A 19,006-nucleotide genomic window follows, 5' to 3' on the forward strand; every position below is an offset into this window, starting at 1 on the left:
ACTACCGGCTGCCCCGTACCTGGTGACCGGCCCGCCACGGCCGCTCGAAGTCGAGGTGCCGCAGCGCCCCCGCGGCGACGTAGACCTCGTACGGACTCCCCAGGGTCGCGAGCAGGGAGCCGGTCACCGGGGTGGCGGCGTCGGACGCCGCGTCGTCCTCCCCCACCTGGGTGGCGTGCTCCGCGAGGGCCCTGCKCTGCCGCGCCCGGAAACCGCGGGCGTCCACGAGCAGCGGGCGGCGTTCCCGCAACCGGCGGACCGGCTGGACGAACAGACGCTCAGCCGACCAGCCCGCCGTCCCGTAACCCAAGGTCCAGGGCCAGTGCGTCCAGAACCAGACGGTGTATTCGAGCACCTGGCCGCGATAACCGGTGGTGGCGACCGCTCGGCGCACCGCCTCGTTGGTCGCGTCGTGGTCCGGGTGCCCCTCGCACGAGGTCGGCGCCAAGATCTGCTCGGGCGCGAGGGTCTCGATGAGCTCGGTGAGCCGCGCGGCGATGGCGTCGATCCGGTCGGAGAGCTCGGCGTCGGGGAAACCAAGAAAGCGCACGTCGGACTCGTCAACGTCCAGCAGGGTGCAGGCCCGGCGAGTCTCCGCCTTGCGCACCTCGATCAACTCCGCTGGCGGGAGCGTCACCGGCTCCGCGCGGGAGCCGTCGCTGACAATCACCACCGTGACCGGGGTGCCGGCGGCCCGCTTACGCATGATGGCCACCGCGCAGCCCAGCGTCTCGTCGTCGGGGTGTGGTGCGACGACGAGACACGACCTCGTCGTCATGGACGAGGTGATGTCGATGCCTCGCCGGGTCCAGGCCCGGCGCCACAGCGACCGCGCCGGCACCATCACCCGGTCGCGCACCGTCTCCGGATCACCCGGGATCACCCGCCGGACCACCTTCGCCACGTTCATCCCGTCGACCTCCCGTATGGCGGCGAACACCGGCCAGCGGACGCGATCCGAGATCGACGCCGTGGCCGCGCTCACTGTAGCGACCGCCACCGACATTCCGCCCTCGGGTGGTGTTCCCGCAGGTCCTCGCCATGTTCGTTCACGAGACGCCGATGGGCGCAGGGCAGTTCTTCGCCGGGTTCGGCCCCAGCAGACATGGCGAAAAGACCTGGTCAGACCCCGTCTGACACACGTCTCCCAGAGTGGAGCGGGCGACGGGAATCGAACCCGCGTTGCAAGCTTGGGAAGCTCGTGTTCTGCCTCTGAACTACGCCCGCGTAGCGCATTCGCATCGTACCGGACGGACCGGGTCGGGTGGGGCCCCGGGCTGTCCGGCGCGTCCGGCGCGTCCGGAGTCAGCCGTCGATGCTGTTGACGGAACCGCTAGGGCCGGTAGGACCGATACGGCCGCCGGTCCCGGGCAGGCGCAGGAAGCGCAGCGGCTCCCGGYCCGAGGGCTGCTTCGGCCGTTCCAGGACGGGCGTCGGCGGGACCTCCATGCTGACCGGCTGGCCGGGAACCACCCGGACGGTCTTGCCGTGGTGCAGCAACGTCATCGCCGGCCCCGCGGGGACGGTGTAGACGGCCGTCGAGTCGGAGACCTCCACCCGCAGGTGCCGCCCGCGGACACAGAGCCCGAAGGCCAGCCTGGTCAGTCCCTCGGGCAACCGCGGCGCGAACGAGATCACCTCACCGCCGTCACGCAGCCCACCGAAGCCCTCGACGAGGGCGATCCAGCTTCCCGCGAGGGAGGCCATGTGCAGCCCATCTCCGGTGTTGTGCTCGATGTCATGCAGATCCATCAGGGCGGCTTCGCGCAGGTAGTCATGGGCGAGCGACAGGTGCCCACACTCAGCGGCCAGCACCGCCTGGGAGCATGCYGACAGTGACGAGTCCCGAACCGTCAGRGCTTCGTAGTAGGCGAAGTTGCGGATCTTCTCGTCCATCGTGAAGGCGTCACCCCGGCGCTGCATCGCCAGGACCAGGTCCGCCTGCTTGATGACCTGCTTGCGGTAGAGGTCGAAGTACGGGAAGTGCAGCAGCAGAGGGTACTGCTCGGGCGCGGTGTTCGCGAAGTCCCAGACCTGGTGTTCGGTGAATCCCTCGGACTGCGGATGGACGCCGAGATGGGGGTCGTAGGGGATGAACATGTTCTCGGCCGCGTCCCGCCAGGACGCCGTGACCTCGGCGTCCACGCCCAGCTCGGCGGCCCGGTCGGGATGGCGGCGGGCGGCGTCCGCCGCGGCCACGAGGTTCCGCTGCGCCATCAGGTTCGTGTAGACGTTGTTGTCGGCGATGGCCGAGTACTCGTCCGGGCCCGTGACACCGTCGATCCGGAAGCGGCCGTCGAGGTCGTGATGTCCCAGCGACCGCCACAGCCGGGCGGTCTCGATCAGGATCTCCAGCCCCACCGTGCGCTCGAACCGCTCGTCCCCGGTGATGGTGACGTAGCGGGCGACCGCGTCGGCGATGTCGGCGTTGACGTGGAAGGCGGCCGTCCCGGCTGGCCAGTATCCGGAGCACTCCTCTCCGTGGATGGTGCGCCAGGGGAAGACGGCGCCCTTCAGATTGAGCAGATCGGCTCGTTCCCTGGCCAGCGGCAGAGTCGCGTACCGCCAGCGCAGCGCGTCGGCGGCCGCGTCGGGCGCGGTGTACGTCAGGACGGGGAGCACGTACGACTCGGAGTCCCAGAAGGCGTGCCCGTCGTAGCCGGGGCCGGTCAGGCCCTTGGCCGGGATCGCCCGCCGCTCGGCCCGCGATCCGGCCTGCAGGACGTGGAACAGCGCGAAGCGAACGGCCTGCTGCACCTCCGGATCGCCGTCGACCTCGACGTCGGCCCGCTTCCAGAAGGCATCCAGGTACTGCCGCTGCTCGGCGACGAGACCGGGCCACCCGGTCTGCCGCGCTGCGACCAGCGCCGCGGCCGCTTGGTCTCTGAGGGCCGGCAGGGACCGTTGCTCCGACCAGCCGTAGGCGATGAACTTGACCATCCGCAGCTTCTCGCCCGGGGCGAGTACCGCCGTGGCCGTCACCCGGCCGGCGTCCGGCTCGCTCTCCGAGGAGACACCCAGCGAGTCCGGCCCGGCAAACTCGTGGTCCATGGCCGCGGCGACACGGATCTCGCTGCGGTGGGTGATGTGGACGAGCTCAACCATCGTGCCGCTCGCCCGATGGCGCTCGGATCGCAGCGGCGACTCCAGCGCGGACGCGGCCCGCGGGTCACCGTGCCAGGCCGGCAGCTGCTCGTTGGCCACCAGCTCCGACTGGATGACGACCCGCGCCGGGTCGCCCACCGGCTCGATCTCGTAGTACACGGCCGCGATGGAACGCTGCGAGAACGACACCAGCCGCTCGGAGTGCAMCCGGATAGTCTGCCCCGCCGGCGAGACCCATTCCACGTCCCGCCGGAGCACGCCCTCCCGGAAGTCGATCGCCCGCTGATGCGACCGCAGATCGCCATAGCGGATGTCAAACGGCTCGTCGTCGACAAGTAGACGGATCACCTTGCCGTTGGTGACGTTGATGACCGTCTGGCCGGACTCTGGATATCCGTAGCCGGCCTCGGCATAGGGCAGGGGCCGCAGCTCGTGGACCGAGTTCAGGTAGGTGCCCGGCAGGCCGTGCGGATCGCCCTCGTCGAGGTTTCCCCGGAGCCCGATATGGCCGTTGGACAGGGCGAACAATGACTCGGAGCGGCCCAGATCGGAGATGTCGAGACCGGACTCCTGGATGGACCACGGCTCGATCAGATAGGACGCTTTGTCGATCATTCGGGGCCGGGCCCGGAGCCGTGGCCGAGCAGGTCCGCCAGGTCGTTCACCACGATATCGGCCCCGTGGGCGCGCAACGCGGCGGCGTGCCCCACCCGGTCGATCCCCACGACCCAGCCGAACCCGCCGGCCCGCCCCGCCTCGACGCCGGCCAGGGCGTCCTCGAACACCGCCGCCCGCCGCGGCGGCACCCCGAGCAGCCGGGCGCCGGCGAGGAAGGTGTCGGGCGCGGGCTTTCCGGCGAGGTGGTCACGGGCGGCAACGAGGCCGTCCACCGCTCCGTCAACGAGGGCGTCAAGCCCAGTCGCCTTCAACACCTCGGCGCAGTTGGCGCTGGAGGAGACGACCACGCGGGGGATCCCCCGCGTGGCCAGTTCCCGCAGATACGTCACCGAGCCGGGATAGATGTCCACGCTGTCCCTCCGAATCCGTTCCAGCAGGAGGAAGTTCTTCCGGTTGGACAGCCCATGCACGGTGAGCGCGGACGGCGGGTCGTCCGGTGTTCCGTCGGGAAGCCTGATGTGACGGGCGTCGAGAAAGGCTCGCACACCGTCGATCCTGGGCCGGCCGTCAACGTACTCGACATAGTCATGCTCGAGGTCGAAGGGGACGAACGGCTCTCCCGACCGCTTRGCCCAGTTCTCCAGGAAATCGTCGAACGTCTCTTTCCACGCGGCCGCGTGGATCGTCGCGGTGTTCGTCAGCACGCCATCCAGGTCGAACAGACATGCCTCGATGTGATCGGGTAGCCCGAGCATCCGTCCCGCCTGTCCCTTCCGCCCCAGCCTTCCCCGGGGGCACCCGTCCGACCGGGTATTCATCGACCGGCCACGTGCCTCCTACCCGGGTCACGCTCCGTCTCACTCTTCCACGCGGCCCCATCCTCCTCCGGGTGGACGGTGAAGATCGACCGCTCATGCTCTAACGTCCGGGACGTGCTGTTGTCCGACCGGGACATCCGGACCGAGATCGCCACGGGCCGGATCCGTCTCGACCCCCACGACCCTGGCCTCATCCAGCCGTCCAGCATCGATCTACGGCTGGACCGCTGGTTCCGGGTCTTCGCCAACCACCGGTACAGCCACATTGATCCCTCTCTTGAGCAGGAGGATCTCACCGAGCTCATCGCCCCGGAGGGCGACGAGCCGTTCGTCCTGCATCCGGGCGAGTTCGTCCTCGGCTCGACGCTGGAGATCGTCACCCTGCCCGACGATCTCGCCGGCCGGCTGGAAGGGAAGTCGAGTCTCGGCCGGCTCGGGCTGCTCACGCACTCGACGGCGGGCTTCATCGACCCCGGCTTCTCCGGGCACGTCACGCTGGAACTGTCGAACGTGGCGACGCTGCCGATCAAACTCTGGCCCGGCATGAAGATCGGCCAGCTCTGCCTGTTCCGGCTGTCCTCGCCGGCCGAGCACTCGTACGGCTCGACCATCTACGGTTCGCGCTACCAGGGTCAGCGCGGCCCGACCCCGTCGAGGGCCTACCGGGACTTCACCCGCGCACCGGTCCCGAACGGGGAGATCCCCCCAGGCTGACTTCCTTGTCTTTCAGCTTCCTCGCCTTTCCAGAGGGTTTTATGTCCGATTTATCCCTCTGGAAAGGCAGGGACGCAATTTAGCCGACAGGCTCGGCGGACGCCTCGGTCGGAGCCGCTGGCGCCGACGGCGCCAGCGAACGGGCCAGGAGCTGGGAGACGTCGAGTACCTCGACACCGTCCTTCGCCTCGCCGCTCAGCTTCTTCTCGGTGACGGCATCGGTGAGCATCACGATGCAGAACGGGCAGGCGGTGGACACGACGTCCGGGTCGAGGCCGAGGGCCTCCTCCATCCGGTCCACGTTGACCCGCTTACCGATCTTCTCCTCCATCCACATCCGCGCGCCGCCGGCACCGCARCAGAAGCCGCGGTCCTTGCAGCGGTGCATCTCCTGGCCCCGGATGCCCGGAATCGCCGCCAGGATCTCCCGCGGCGGGGTGTAGACCTTGTTGTGCCGCCCGAGGAAGCAGGGGTCGTGGTAGGTGACCGACGACTCCACCCGGGTCACCGGTACCAGCTTGCGCTCCTCGACCAGTTTGCCGAGCAGCTGGGTGTGGTGGACGACCTCGTACTGACCGCCGAGGGCCGAGTATTCCCGGGCGAGGCTGTTGAAGCAGTGCGGGCAGGTGGCAACGATCTTCTTGACGCCCGTGGCGTTCAGCAGCTCGATGTTCGCCTTGGCCATCTCCTGGTACAGGTACTCGTTGCCGAGCCGGCGCGCCGGGTCCCMGGTGCAGGACTCGTTCGTACCGAGGATCGCGAACTCGACCCCGGCAGTGTGCAGGAGCTCCGCGAAGGCCCGCGCGACCTTTTTGGCGCGGTCCTCGATCGCCCCGGCGCAGCCGACCCAGTACAGGTACTCGACGTCGTCGGGGATCTGCTCACCGTCGCCGAGGACACGCACCTCGAAGGGCAGGCCCTCGGTCCACTCGGTGCGGGTCCGCGGCGAGACGCCCCACGGGTTGCCGTTGTTCTCAAGGTTGCGCAGCATGACGCCGGCCTCGGACGGGAACGCCGACTCGATCATCACCTGGTAGCGACGCATGTCGACGATGTGGTCGACATGCTCGATGTCCACCGGACACTGTTCGACGCACGCGCCGCAGTTGGTGCACGACCACAGGACGTCGGGATCGATGACCCCGCCCTCCTCCTCGGTGCCGACCAGCGGCCGGTCGACCTGCGGCTGACCGGGCTGCGGCACCCGGCCGAAGCCGGACTCGGGCACGTGGTGCACGGTGTGGGAGGCGGAGGCGTCCTCGGCGATCCCGGTGACCGCCTTCGGCGCCTCCTCACCCTCCGCCGCGCCTTYGGTGGACAGCAGGTAGGGCGCCTTGGCGAAGAGGTGGTCACGCAGATCCATGATCAACAACTTCGGCGACAGCGGCTTGCCTGTGTTCCACGCCGGGCACTGGCTCTGGCACCGCCCGCACTCGGTGCAGGTGGCGAAGTCGAGCATGGCCTTCCAGGAGAAGTCCTCGACCTTGCCGACGCCGACGACCGGCTCGTCCTCCTCCATCAGCTTCTCGATGTCGGGAGTGGTGGCCAGCGGGCCGAGGGCCACCGGCTGGCGCTTGAGCACGACGTTGATCGGGGCCAGGCCGATGTGCAGGTGCTTCGAGTAGACCACCAGCACCGAGAAGCCCATGATCACCGCGATGTTGAGCAGCAGGAAGGCCGTCTCGATRCCCTCGTTCACATCGTGGGAGAGACCGGAGAAGATGCGGCTCACAGCGTAGGACGCGAAGGCCCACTTCGTCTGGYCCTGCGGGAGGTTGCCGGTGTTGTACTGGGCACCACGGTAGAGCAGCAGCGTCACGATAACGGCGGTGATCAGGCCGAGGATGACCCAGGCCGGCCCGGTGTGCGAGCCGTAGAATCGCGACTTGCGCTCCAGCCGCRCCGGGGCGTTCTTCAACCGGATGATCGTGAAGGCGACCAGGCCGGCGAGGACCGCCACGGCGAAGAAGTCCTCGAGGAAGCCGATGGCCGCCCAGTGCCCGAATCCCGGGATGTGGAAGTCGTCGTCGAACAGGCCGCCGTAGGCCTCGATGACGGTCAGCAGCAGGATCGTGAAGCCCCAGAAGGTGAAGAAGTGGGCCGCCCCGGGCACCGACCACTTCAGCAGCTTGCGCTGCCCCCCGACCTCGCTGATCTCCGTCCAGACGCGGGTCGGCAGGTCGTCGAGCCGGCCCTCGGCCGGCTGGCCGGACCCGATCAGCCGGAACAGCCAGAAAACCCGACGCCCRGCAACCGCGAGAGCAATCAGYGTGATCGCTCCACCGATCGCAATTCTCACAGCATCCTCCATCTGGCACCCACTATCGCGGGCGAGCCTGCTCGTACCGACCAGCAACGTATGGGACGAGTGGCTCACGCCACCCGGACAAGTGGCCCGCGCCACCGTATGGGCGGGTCCGGTCCCAACCTCCCGGCCAACCCGTCTGTCCGGGTCCCCACCCCGGACGTAGGGGCACTATGAGGCCGACAGCGAACCCGCTCACCGTCGACCCTGCCACGACGTGGTCCGAGCGGCCCGATATAGGGGGTCCGAAGGCCCGATCGTCCGCGCGAGGTGCACGGGACTGCTACGTTCAGCGGCAGATGCCCAACCGACACGCAACGCCTCGCACCGTCACGACTACCACGGCGCCCCGGATCCCGCCATCCCGGAACGTCGCTCCCCCGCCGGGAGCCTCCCGGGCCGACGAGGTCAACCCTTGTGCCGGCAGGTGCTTCGACGCACCATAAGGACAGCCTTCGCCCACGGTGACCGGGCGATCGTGTGTCCCGCGGTGCTCGCCACCTTCACGTTGTGCCTGGGCCCGGTGCCAGCGCTGCCGCGACGACGCCCGGCGTGCTCCGGCGGACGGGCCCTACCGACGTTGACGACCCCGCGAACGACAACTCCGCGAACGACAACTCCGCGAACGACGACCCTGCGAACATGGTGGGYACGATGGCGACGATCACCCGGCCGACGATGACCCGAGTCGGCCGCCCTGGACACTCCCTGCAGACGGAGTACCTCCGGGCCAGGGAAAACCAGGCACTCGTGCGGCGGGACAAGCTGAGCCGCGAGGTACCCCGCACCGCGGTGCGCTCGGCCCTGGTAGGACTCGCTCTCGCCCTCGTCATCGGCTTCGGCCTAGGGCTGCCCACGGTCGCGGTCGTCGTGTTCCTGCTGGTCTTCATCGCCTGGCCGGYCGGGATCGTGATCGCCTCGTTCGGGACCGCCCCCGACGTCGAGTCGCTGCGCGAGGGGGCCGAGGCGGAGCGCAGGACCGCGCGCGCCATCGCCCGGCTGCGCCGCCAAGGGTACGTCATCCTGCACGACCGGGCCGTCCCCTACTCCGAGGCGACCATCGGTCACCTCCTGGTCGGGCCCGGCGGGGTGATGGTGCTCAGCAGCGACAACAACAAGGGCACCGTGYGGTACAAGAAGGGTGGGGCGACCTGTGACGGAGAGTCACTCAAACCCCCGATCGACCGCACCGCCTGGTTGGGTGGCGAGGTCCGCAACCAGATCCGCGCGGCACTGCCGATGCTTAAGATCCCGATAAGTCCGATCCTGGTGATGGTCGAGGCCAACGTCCTGTGGAGCGACGGCGCCCTCGACGGAGTGACGATCATCAGCATCAAGGAYGTCGTCAACTACATCCGGCGCAAGCCCGGCCGACTCAACCCCGGTGAGGTCCAGCAGATCGTCGCCGCCACGGAACGGCTGTTTCCGGCCTACTCGGCCAACCGCCTCGCCGAACAGATCACCGTCGGTCGGGACCAGTGGCTGACCCTGATGGATGCGCTGCGCACGATCCGTGAGCGCGACGGGGACGCTTCCGAGATGCTCGACCGGCTCGCCCAGATCGAGTCCGACCTGGGCCGGCAGGCCGACCTCATCAACCGGACCGGAATGCCACTCGCGGTTCCCGGCCGGGCGGGCGCCGGCGAGGCCACGAGCGGCGGGCCGGACGGTCCGTCGGCTGCCGGCATGGGGCCGGTTCCCCGGCTCGGATCACGCGCGGGCGGACGGCCACGCCCGGGGGCCCGCCGCGGGCGCATCCTGGCCGCCGTCCGACCGCCCCGGGAGACGACGGACCCCGACGCCGGCCAGGCGCCCGGCGACGGTGCCGCGGGTGGCGACGATGCCGCGGGTGGCTCGGCCCCGCAGCCACCCGCCGGAAGCTGACGCTCTCCCGTTCCACCTCCCATTCCACGCCCTGCCGGCTCCTCCCGCCGGCTCCCCTTCCGGTCCCGCCCGGCGACGCTGGCGGGAATTTCCCGGCCACACATAAAGTTGAGCGTGTCAGGCTCACCTCTGTCGGGCTATGATGGGAGCCGTCATCATGAGTCAGAGCGACTCAATACACCGACCTGACTTAACGTTGGCGGAACCGAGGCTTCCCGGAGTGATCCTCAAGCCTCGGTTCACCGACAGGTTCCATCCCCACGAGGTCGGTGCGCCCGTCTGATCGGCGCCACCGACATGATCGAAAGGCACACAGACATGGCACGAGCGGTCGGTATCGACCTCGGCACCACGAACTCCGTCGTGAGCGTGCTCGAGGGCGGCGAACCCACGGTGATCGCCAACGCCGAGGGCTCCCGGACGACCCCGTCGGTCGTGGCTTTCGCGAAGAACGGCGAGGTCCTGGTCGGCGAGGTCGCCAAGCGTCAGGCGGTGACGAACGTCGAGCRCACCATCCGGTCGGTCAAACGCCACATGGGCACCGACTGGAAGATGAAGGTCGACGCGAAGGATCTCACGCCCCAGGAGATCAGCGCGTTCATCCTGCAGAAGCTGAAGCGGGACGCCGAGTCCTACCTCGGTGAGACGGTTACGGACGCGGTCATCACCGTCCCGGCGTACTTCGACGACGCCCAGCGTCAGGCCACCACCGAGGCGGGCACGATCGCCGGGCTCAACGTCCTGCGGATTGTCAACGAGCCGACCGCCGCGGCCCTCGCCTACGGGTTGGACAAGGGCGAGAAGGAGCAGACCATCCTGGTCTTCGACCTCGGTGGCGGCACCTTCGACGTCTCCCTGCTGGAGATCGGCGACGGTGTCGTCGAGGTGAAGTCCACCTCCGGTGACACCCACCTCGGTGGTGACGACTGGGATCAGCGCATCACCGACCACCTGATCAAGACCTTCAACGGCCAGCACGGGGTCGACCTCGGCAAGGACAAGATGGCCCTGCAGCGGCTGCGGGAGGCCGCCGAGAAGGCGAAGATCGAGCTTTCGCAGTCCACCCAGACCGCGATCAACCTGCCCTACATCACCGCGTCGGCCGAGGGTCCCCTGCACCTCGACGTCTCGCTGTCGCGCGCCGAGTTCCAGCGGATGACCTCCGACCTCATCGACCGCTGCAGGCACCCCTTCCAGCAGGCGGTGAAGGACGCGGGGATCAAGGTCAGCGACATTGACCACGTCGTCCTCGTCGGTGGTTCCACCCGGATGCCCGCCGTCGTCGAGCTGGTCCGCGAGCTGACCGGGGGCAAGGAGCCGAACAAGGGCGTCAACCCGGACGAGGTCGTCGCCGTCGGCGCCTCGCTGCAGGCCGGCGTGCTCAAGGGCGAAGTCAAGGACGTCCTGCTCCTCGACGTCACCCCGCTCTCGCTCGGCATCGAGACGAAGGGGGGGATCATGACCAAGCTCATCGAGCGCAACACCACGATCCCCACCAAGCGCTCGGAGATCTTCACCACCGCCGAGGACAGCCAGCCCTCCGTGCAGATCCAGGTCTTCCAGGGCGAGCGCGAGATGGCCGCCTACAACAAGAAGCTCGGCATGTTCGAGCTGACCGGCCTGCCGCCCGCCCCGCGGGGCATGCCCCAGATCGAGGTCACCTTCGACATCGACGCGAACGGCATCGTGCACGTGTCCGCGAAGGACCTGGGCACCGGCAAGGAGCAGTCGATGACCATCACCGGCGGCTCGGCGCTGCCGAAGGACGACATCGACCGCATGGTCCGCGACGCCGAGCAGTACGCCGAGGAGGACCGCAGGCGCCGGGAGGAGGCGGAGACCCGCAACAAGGCCGAGACGCTCGTCTACTCGACCGAGCGGTTCCTCGCCGAGAACGGCGAAAAGATCGACGCCGCGGTGAAGAGCGACGTGGAGGAGAAGCTCGGCACGCTGYGGGGCGCCGTCGCCGGCACCGACACGGCGGCGATCCGCGAGGCGGCCGACGCGCTGGCCGCGGCGAGCCAGGCGATGGGCCAGGCCATGTACGCGCAGGCCGCCCAGGAGGGCGCGGGTGCCTCCGGCGGCGCCGGAGCAGCCGACGACGACGTGGTCGACGCGGAGATCGTGGATGAGGAGGACAAGAAGTGACCTCAGGCCAGGCCGCGGACTGGTGGGGTTCGTCTCGGCCCGACGGCCGGGACGAGGCCGAAGAGCCCCCGGTGGTGGTGCGGGACCGGCGCCGGATCGATCCGGAGAGCGGCGAGGTCCGGCCGGAGGCGGCCGCGCCTCCCGGCCCGACGGCCACGGAGGTTCCACCCGCCGGAGTCCCGGCGGGTGAGGGTGACGGTGAGCTCGTGGCGTCGCTGCGCCAGCAGGTCACCGAGCGGACCGCGGACCTGCAGCGCCTGAAGGCCGAGTTCGACAACTACCGTCGGCGGGTCGAGCGAGACCGTCAGCAGATCGGCGAGCAGGCGACGGCGAAACTGCTGGCGAGTCTGCTGTCGACCCTCGACGACATCGGCCGGGCTCGTGACCACGGCGATCTGGAAGGCCCGTTCAAGGCGATCGCGGAGGCCCTGGAGGCGGCCCTGGAGGCGACCGGGCTGGAGCGCTACGGGGCGAAGGGCGACGAGTTCGACCCGTCGGTCCACGAGGCCCTGATGCACTCCTACCGGTCGGACGTGAGCGGGCCGACCTGCGTGGACGTCTTCCGGGCGGGTTACCTGCACGCGGGCAAGGTGTTGCGGCCCGCGCAGGTGTCGGTCGCGGAACCGTCGGGCGAGGTGGACGAGATCGTCGATCAGCCGGTCGAGGCGGAGGTCGTCGCCGGGGCCGGCGAGGTGCCGGGGAGCGGCCCGGRCCAGGCAGGCGGACCGCCGGATCGGCCGACATCGGTCCCCGATGACACGGGCAGTGTGCCCGGCCCGGACAACGGCGGGCCCACTGTCAGCGCCGGCTGAAAAGGGGAGCCAGGTCCGTCCGGCCGTCCGCGAGCCGGGGTCTGACGGACACGGCGGGCCACCGCCTCGCGCGGACGACATCATGAGGGAAGGAGGGGCGCCGTGAGTGTTCGCGACATGGTCGAGAAGGACTATTACGCCGCTCTCGGCGTTCCAAAGGACGCCTCGGCGACCGACATCAAGAAGGCGTACCGCGGGCTGGCCCGTGAGCTGCACCCCGACAAGAACCCGGGGGACGCCAAGGCCGAGGCGCGCTTCAAGGAGGTCTCCGAGGCCTACGACGTTCTCTCGGACGAGGGCCGTCGACGGGAGTACGACGAGGCCCGCGCGCTGTTCGCGGCCGGCGGTCGTCCCGGCGGCGGCTTCGGCGGGCCTGGCCGAGCCGGGGGTTACGGCGGGTTCGGCGCGCCCGGCACGGGCTACGGCAGCGGGCCGAACCTCAACCTCGACGACCTTCTCGGGGGGGCGAACGGCGGCCTCGGCGGCATCTTCGACAACCTGTTCCAGCGGTCGTCACCCGGACGCGGTCCGCGTCGGGGTGCCGACATCGAGGCCGAGGTCACGATCCCCTTCGAGAAGTCGCTGACCGGCCTGGAGGCGTCGGTCCGGCTTCCCGGGGCCGCGACCTGTACCACCTGCACCGGCAGCGGGGCGCGTCCCGGCACGACGCCGCGCACCTGCCCGACCTGCCGTGGGCTAGGTGTGGTCTCCCGCTCCCAGGGTGGCTTCGCGCTCTCCGAGCCCTGCCGCGACTGCCTGGGCAAGGGCACCCTGATCGACCATCCCTGCCCGGACTGCCGGGGCACCGGCCGGCGTGAGCGTGAGCAGCGCATCCGCATCCCAGCCGGGGTGAGCGACGGACAGCGGCTGCGGGTCCGGGGGCGTGGTATACCCKGCGAACGGGGCGGACCGGCCGGCGACCTCGAGGTGACGGTGCACGTGCTGCGCCATCCGGTGTTCGAGCRGGAGGGGAGCAACCTGGCGATTACTCTCCCCGTGACGATCACCGAGGCCGCGCTCGGCGCATCGATACGGGTGCCGACCCTGGACGGTGCTCCGCTCACGATGAAGGTGCCGGCGGGGACCTCCAGCGGTCGACGCCTGCGGGCCCGCGGGCGGGGTGTCCCCACAGCCGGAGGCGGGAACGGGGACCTCATCGTCACCCTCGAGGTGACGGTACCGAAGCCGAGTGATCTCTCGCCACGGGCACGTACGGCGTTGCTGGAGTTCGCCCAGGCCCATCCCGAGGACCCACGGGCGCCGTTGATGGAACGGATGGAGGCAGGCGGATGACCGGGCGGCCGAACCGCACATCCGACCCGCCGCCCGCCCGGCGTGGGCGAGCGACGGGAACAGGGCGAACAATGGGGGCAGGGCGAACAGGGGAACGGCAGCTCCAGYGGGGGCCGGCGGCGTCCCCCACCGAGGTTCGGCCGGACACCGAGGTTCGACCGGAGGGCTACTACCCCGCCGGCCCGCTGCCGGGTCCGGCCCACGACGAGGACGCACCGGTCTACGTCATCTCGATCGCCGCGCASCTCGCCGGGATGCATCCCCAGACCCTGCGGTCCTACGACCGGCTCGGGCTGGTCACGCCTGGGCGCACGGCCGGGCGGGGGCGTCGTTACTCCGCCCGGGATGTGGCGTTGCTGCGCGAGGTGCAGCGACTGTCCCAGGAGGAAGGCGTCAACCTGGAGGGGGTCAAGCAGATCCTCCGGTTGAGCGCCCAGGTGATGGCGCTGCAGGCGCAGGTGCGTCAGCTCACCGAGGAGCTCGCCCGGTCCCGCGCCGACGCGGACCGCGCGGTGGCCGAGGCGCATGCCAGTCACCGGCGTGACCTCGTCCCGGTGGATCGCGGCGCGCTCGTGGTCTGGCGGCCGCTGCCCCGCCGCTGACCGGCCGGGGCGGAGCCGGCGAACGGATGCGGGAGGTTCATCGCGGCGCGCCCGCAGGGTTGAGTGGGAACGACTCAGGTATGCTGAGCGTTGAAAAAGCGACGGTGCACGCCATCCGACCATCTGGGATCCGCCATGAACGCTGAACGCCTCACCGCCCGGTCGCAGGAGGCACTCTCCGCAGCGATCAGTCGAGCCACCGCCGACGGGTCACCCCTCGTCGACCCCCTCCACCTGCTCAACGCCCTGCTCGAAGCGTCCGACGGGGTCGGCGCGGCACTGCTGGCGTCCGCGGGCACCTCGGTCGACACGGTGCGCTCCCGAGCCGAGGCCGCGGTGACGCGGCTGCCCCGCGCGACGGGCCTGAGCGTGTCCCCGCCGCAGCTGTCCCGCCAGCTCATCGCGGTGCTGAACAACGCCGAGCGGCAGGCCGGTCAGCTGGGTGACGAATACACTTCGGTCGAGCATCTGGTCGTGGCACTCGCCGAGGAGGGGGGCGAGGCCGGGCGGATCCTCACCTCCGCCGGCGCCACGCCCGACGCGCTGCGCGGCGCCTTCGAGAAGGTGCGCGGCGGCGCCCGGCGGGTGACCAGCCGGGACCCGGAGGGCTCCTACCGCGCGTTGGAGAAGTACTCCATCGACCTCACCGAGCGTGCGCAGCAGGGCAAGCTGGACCCGGTGATCRGCCGCGACGCCGAGATCCGCCGCGTCATCCAGGTGCTGTCGCGGCGGACGAAGAACAACCCGGTCCTCATCGGCGAGCCCGGGGTCGGCAAGACGGCCATCGTCGAAGGGCTCGCGCTGCGGGTCGTCGCGGGTGACGTGCCCGAGTCGCTGCGCGGCCGGCGCATCGTCTCGCTCGACCTCGGTTCGATGGTTGCCGGCTCCAAGCTGCGCGGCGAGTTCGAGGAGCGGCTGACCTCTGTCCTCAACGAGATCCGCGAGGCCGAGGGTCAGATCATCACCTTCATCGACGAGCTGCACACCGTCGTCGGCGCCGGTGCGGCGGAAGGAGCGATGGACGCCGGCAACATGCTCAAGCCGATGCTCGCCCGCGGCGAGCTGCGCATGATCGGCGCCACCACCCTGGAGGAGTACCGMACCCGGATCGAGAAGGACCCGGCGCTGGAGCGTCGCTTCCAGCCGGTCCTCGTCGGCGAGCCGACGGTCGAGGACACCATCGGCATCCTGCGCGGGCTCAAGGAACGCTACGAGGTGCACCACGGCGTGCGCATCACCGACACCGCGCTGGTCGCCGCGGCCACCCTGTCCGACCGCTACGTCACCGCGCGCTTCCTGCCGGACAAGGCGATCGACCTGGTCGACGAGGCCGCGTCCCGGCTCCGCATGGAGATCGACAGCCGRCCGGTGGCGATCGACGAACTCGAACGCGCCGTGCGCCGCCTGGAGATCGAGGACATGGCGCTGTCCAAGGAGAACGACGAGGCCTCCCGCGAGCGGCGGGGGCGCCTGCAGCGCGAGCTCGCCGACCGGCGTGAGGAGCTGTCGAGCCTGACGGCCCGCTGGCACCGGGAGAAGGATTCGATCTCCGAGGTTCAGAAGATCAAGGAKGAGCTGGAGAACGCGCGGCGCGCCGTGGAGCTCGCCGAGCGCGACCTCGACCTCGCCAAGGCCGGGGAGCTGCGGTACGGCACCATCCCGACGTTGGAGAAGCGGCTGTCGGCGGCAACCGACGCGCTGGCCGGCGCGGACTCCCCCGGTGGGGCGATGCTCAACGAGGAGGTCGGCCCGGACGACGTCGCCGAGGTCGTCGCCGCCTGGACCGGGATCCCGGCCGGTCGCCTCCTCGAAGGCGAGACGGCGAAGCTGCTGCGTATGGAGTCCGCGCTGCACGCGCGGGTCATCGGCCAGGACGACGCGGTGCGGGCCGTCTCCGACGCGGTCCGCCGGGCCAGGGCCGGGATCGCCGACCCGGACCGGCCGACCGGCTCCTTCCTCTTCCTCGGGCCCACCGGGGTCGGGAAGACCGAGCTCGCGAAGGCGCTCGCCGATTTCCTCTTCGACGACGAGCGGGCGATCGTGCGCATCGACATGAGCGAGTATGCCGAGAAGCACTCGGTGGCCCGTCTGATCGGCGCCCCACCCGGGTACGTCGGGTTCGAGTCCGGCGGTCAGCTCACCGAGGCGATCCGCCGCCGGCCATACAGTGTCATCCTGTTGGACGAGGTCGAGAAGGCCCATCCGGACGTCTTTGACGTCCTGCTGCAGGTTCTCGACGACGGGCGGCTCACCGACGGCCAGGGCCGCACGGTGGACTTCCRCAACACGATCCTCATCCTGACCTCGAACCTCGGGTCGCAGTTCATCGCGGACCCCACGCTCAGCCCGCAGGTGCGCCGCGAGTCGGTGATGGTCGCCGTGCGCGACGCCTTCAAGCCGGAGTTCCTCAACCGCCTCGACGACGTCCTCGTCTTCGACCAGCTGGGCCGGGACGAGCTGACCCGCATCGTCGATCTCCAGCTCGATCGGCTGCGGGCCCGGCTGCTCGACCGGAGGATCACCCTCAACGTCACCGACGCCGCCAAGGGATGGCTCTCCGACGTCGGCTACGACCCGGTGTTCGGGGCCCGTCCGCTGCGGCGGCTGGTCCAGACGGCGATCGGCGACCAGCTCGCCAAGGAACTGCTCGGCGGGCAGATCCGGGACGGCGACGAGGTGCTCGTCAACACCGCGCCGGACCGCTCGGGTCTGACGGTCAAGGCCGCCACCGTCAAGTCCCTCTGACGGGCCTCCCGGCGAATCGCCGCAGACCGGGCGAGGACCATCGTGGGGACGGCACGCCGTCGGTTCCTCGACCGATTCGGGCCGGACGTAGCGGATGTGCGACTYATCGTTGCGGAATGCACGACGCTCTTCTGCCGGATCCCGCGCAGTGGCGGGTCCTGCCACCGGGCCTACGGCGGCTTCGACGGGCGCTCCTGATCGTGGGAGCCGTCCCGGTGGTGGCGCTCACCCTGCTGATCACGGCGGCGTTCGGCGGCTGGCCCTGGATACTGATCACGGTGGCGCCGATCCTCGTGACGGGCTGGCTCTGGCGCTCGATCGGCCTCCGCTGGCAGGCCTGGCGCTATGCCGAGCGGGAGGACGATCTCCTGATCAGCCGCGGGGTGCTGACGCGTCGCCTGATCGTGGTGCCGTATGGCCGGATGCAGCTCGTCGACGTCACCGCCGGACCACTGGCGCGCCGCTTCGGCATCGCCAAGGTGCAGCTGCACACCGCGGCCGCGGACAGCGATGCCATCATCCCCGGCCTGGCCCCRGACGAGGCCGCGCGGCTGCGTGACGCGCTCACCGAACGCGGTGAAGCCCGGTCGGCCGGGCTGTGACGATCGAGCGGGGGTCCACCACCGGCGAAGCGCCGGCTCGGGCGACACGCCCCGGCCAGGACGGGTTTCACCGGCTGCATCCGCTCACCCCGTTCCTGCGCGGCTGGGTAATCGTCRTGGCGTTCATGGCGACGGTCGGCAGAAACCTCGCCGACGACGTCACCCCCCGCATCATCGGGCTCACCCTGATCTTCCTGATTCCCGCCGCCGGCACCTACGGATACTGCGCCTGGCGATTCACCCGCTACCGGGTCGAACGCGACAATCTTCGGCTCGATACCGGGCTCTTGGTCCGACGGACCCGCCATGTCCGGCTGGATCGGTTACAGTCGGTGGACATCGCTCAACCACTTCTCGCCCGGGTCACGGGGCTCGCCATCCTCCGGATCGATCTCGCCGGTAGGGAACGCTCCGAACTGGACACCGACTCCGGGTCCGACCTGCGGTACCTGTCGGTGGGTCACGCCCAGCGGCTGCGGGCCGAGCTGCTGGCCACCGCCGCGGGACTCGCGCCGGACGTGGGCGAGGCACCGCAGCGCCCACTCGCCGAGGTGCCGCCACGGCGGTTGGTGGCCGCGATCGCGCTGTCCCCCGCGCCGTGGGTGGCGTTGTTCGGCGTGGCCGCRATCGCCACGCCCGCCCTGCTGACCGGTACCCTCACCGGCGCCCTCGGCGCCGTTCCGATGCTCGGCAGCCTCTGGCACACGACGTTTCGCCGGTTCGCGGCCGGCTACCCCTACACCGTCTCCGAGTCACCCGACGGGCTGCGCATCAACAGCGGTCTGCTCAACCGCACCCACGCCACGGTCCCGCCGGGACGGGTCCAGGCGATCAGCATCGGCGAACCGGCGCTGTGGCGCTGGTCGGGCTGGGTGACGCTCCGGATGAACGTGGCCGGCGGCGGGCCCTCCGTGCTGCTACCGGTGGCTCGCCGGGCGGATGCGCTGGCCCTGATCGGCCGGCTACTGCCCGGAGTGGATGTCGCGGCGGTGGCGATGACCCGGCCGCCACGCCGGGCCRCCTGGCTCGCCCCGCTCCACTGGCGGCGGCTGTCCTGCGGAGCGGACGACACGGTCTTCGTCGTACGCCGGGGAATCGTCCGGCGGCACACCGATCTCATCCCCCACGGTAAGGTGCAGAGCATCCGGATCGTGCAGAATCCGCTGGCCAGACTGCTACGGTTGGCCGACATGCACCTCGATACCACCGGCGGCCCGGTGACGGTGCGGGCCGGCCTGCGCGACGCCGACGAGGCGGTCTCGCTCGCCGCCGCACAGGCCGAACGATCCCGGATCGGTCGGCGCCACGCCGTACGGACCGCTGGATGAGCCGGGGCGCCGGGTAAACGGAGCCCCCGCCC

13 protein-coding genes and 1 tRNA gene are annotated in these 19,006 nt (G+C 70.2%); 9 read left to right on the top strand and 5 right to left on the bottom strand.

Features of this window, described 5'->3' with window-relative positions; translation table 11 throughout:
- Position 1 precedes the first annotated feature (1 nt).
- From Manayef4_RS00675 to Manayef4_RS00690, 4 genes are all read right to left on the bottom strand, one after another.
- Complete coding sequence (locus Manayef4_RS00675) at positions 2-985, bottom strand: PIG-L family deacetylase (protein WP_254665390.1); 984 nt, start codon at positions 983-985, stop codon at positions 2-4.
- Positions 986-1,153: 168 nt separating this feature from the next.
- Positions 1,154-1,227, bottom strand: a tRNA-Gly gene (locus Manayef4_RS00680).
- 78 nt (positions 1,228-1,305) lie between these two features.
- Positions 1,306-3,720, bottom strand: coding sequence for a glycosyl hydrolase family 65 protein (locus Manayef4_RS00685; protein WP_070130269.1), 2,415 nt, complete (start codon positions 3,718-3,720; stop codon positions 1,306-1,308).
- Positions 3,717-4,478, bottom strand: coding sequence for a beta-phosphoglucomutase family hydrolase (locus Manayef4_RS00690; protein ID WP_011438702.1), 762 nt, complete (start codon positions 4,476-4,478; stop codon positions 3,717-3,719). The genes Manayef4_RS00685 and Manayef4_RS00690 overlap by 4 nt, the downstream gene beginning before the upstream one ends.
- 177 nt (positions 4,479-4,655) lie before the next feature.
- On the opposite strand from Manayef4_RS00690, the gene dcd reads away from it, so the two are divergent.
- Positions 4,656-5,255 carry a dCTP deaminase gene (gene dcd, locus Manayef4_RS00695; RefSeq protein WP_011438703.1) on the top strand — a complete coding sequence of 200 codons (600 nt, stop codon included), beginning with the start codon at positions 4,656-4,658 and terminating at the stop codon, positions 5,253-5,255.
- A 79-nt stretch (positions 5,256-5,334) separates the two neighbouring features.
- Here the strand turns inward: dcd and Manayef4_RS00700 are convergent, their stop codons facing one another.
- Positions 5,335-7,554: a (Fe-S)-binding protein gene (locus tag Manayef4_RS00700; protein ID WP_070130270.1), complete on the bottom strand. Its 2,220-nt coding sequence runs from the start codon at positions 7,552-7,554 to the stop codon at positions 5,335-5,337.
- 660 nt (positions 7,555-8,214) lie between these two features.
- Between Manayef4_RS00700 and Manayef4_RS00705 the strand changes: the two genes are divergently transcribed.
- From Manayef4_RS00705 to Manayef4_RS00740, 8 genes are all read left to right on the top strand, one after another.
- Positions 8,215-9,444 (top strand): nuclease-related domain-containing protein, encoded by a 1,230-nt coding sequence (locus tag Manayef4_RS00705; RefSeq protein ID WP_070130335.1) that lies wholly within the window; start codon positions 8,215-8,217, stop codon positions 9,442-9,444.
- 318 nt (positions 9,445-9,762) lie between these two features.
- Positions 9,763-11,592: a molecular chaperone DnaK gene (gene dnaK / locus Manayef4_RS00710; RefSeq protein ID WP_070130271.1), complete on the top strand. Its 1,830-nt coding sequence runs from the start codon at positions 9,763-9,765 to the stop codon at positions 11,590-11,592.
- Positions 11,589-12,404 carry a nucleotide exchange factor GrpE gene (gene grpE / locus Manayef4_RS00715; RefSeq protein ID WP_070130272.1) on the top strand — a complete coding sequence of 272 codons (816 nt, stop codon included), beginning with the start codon at positions 11,589-11,591 and terminating at the stop codon, positions 12,402-12,404. Before dnaK ends, grpE begins: the two co-directional genes overlap by 4 nt.
- Positions 12,405-12,506: 102 nt before the next feature.
- On the top strand, positions 12,507-13,697 hold the full coding sequence (locus Manayef4_RS00720; protein ID WP_070130273.1) for a DnaJ C-terminal domain-containing protein: 1,191 nt from the start codon (positions 12,507-12,509) through the stop codon (positions 13,695-13,697).
- Complete coding sequence (locus Manayef4_RS00725; protein ID WP_070130274.1) at positions 13,694-14,299, top strand: helix-turn-helix transcriptional regulator; 606 nt, start codon at positions 13,694-13,696, stop codon at positions 14,297-14,299. The genes Manayef4_RS00720 and Manayef4_RS00725 overlap by 4 nt, the downstream gene beginning before the upstream one ends.
- Before the next feature lie 135 nt (positions 14,300-14,434).
- Positions 14,435-17,044 (top strand): ATP-dependent chaperone ClpB, encoded by a 2,610-nt coding sequence (gene clpB, locus Manayef4_RS00730; RefSeq protein ID WP_070130275.1) that lies wholly within the window; start codon positions 14,435-14,437, stop codon positions 17,042-17,044.
- Positions 17,045-17,160: 116 nt separating this feature from the next.
- The gene (locus Manayef4_RS00735; RefSeq protein ID WP_011438711.1) at positions 17,161-17,646 is read left to right on the top strand and encodes a PH domain-containing protein; all 486 of its coding nucleotides are present in this window, start codon (positions 17,161-17,163) and stop codon (positions 17,644-17,646) included.
- A complete protein-coding gene (locus Manayef4_RS00740; RefSeq protein ID WP_139139942.1) occupies positions 17,643-18,974 on the top strand; it encodes a PH domain-containing protein in 1,332 nt (443 codons plus the stop codon). The genes Manayef4_RS00735 and Manayef4_RS00740 overlap by 4 nt, the downstream gene beginning before the upstream one ends.
- Positions 18,975-19,006 lie beyond the last annotated feature (32 nt).

Source organism: Frankia sp. CgMI4 (assembly GCF_001756285.1).
In the GTDB taxonomy this organism is placed as follows: domain Bacteria; phylum Actinomycetota; class Actinomycetes; order Frankiales; family Frankiaceae; genus Frankia; species Frankia casuarinae.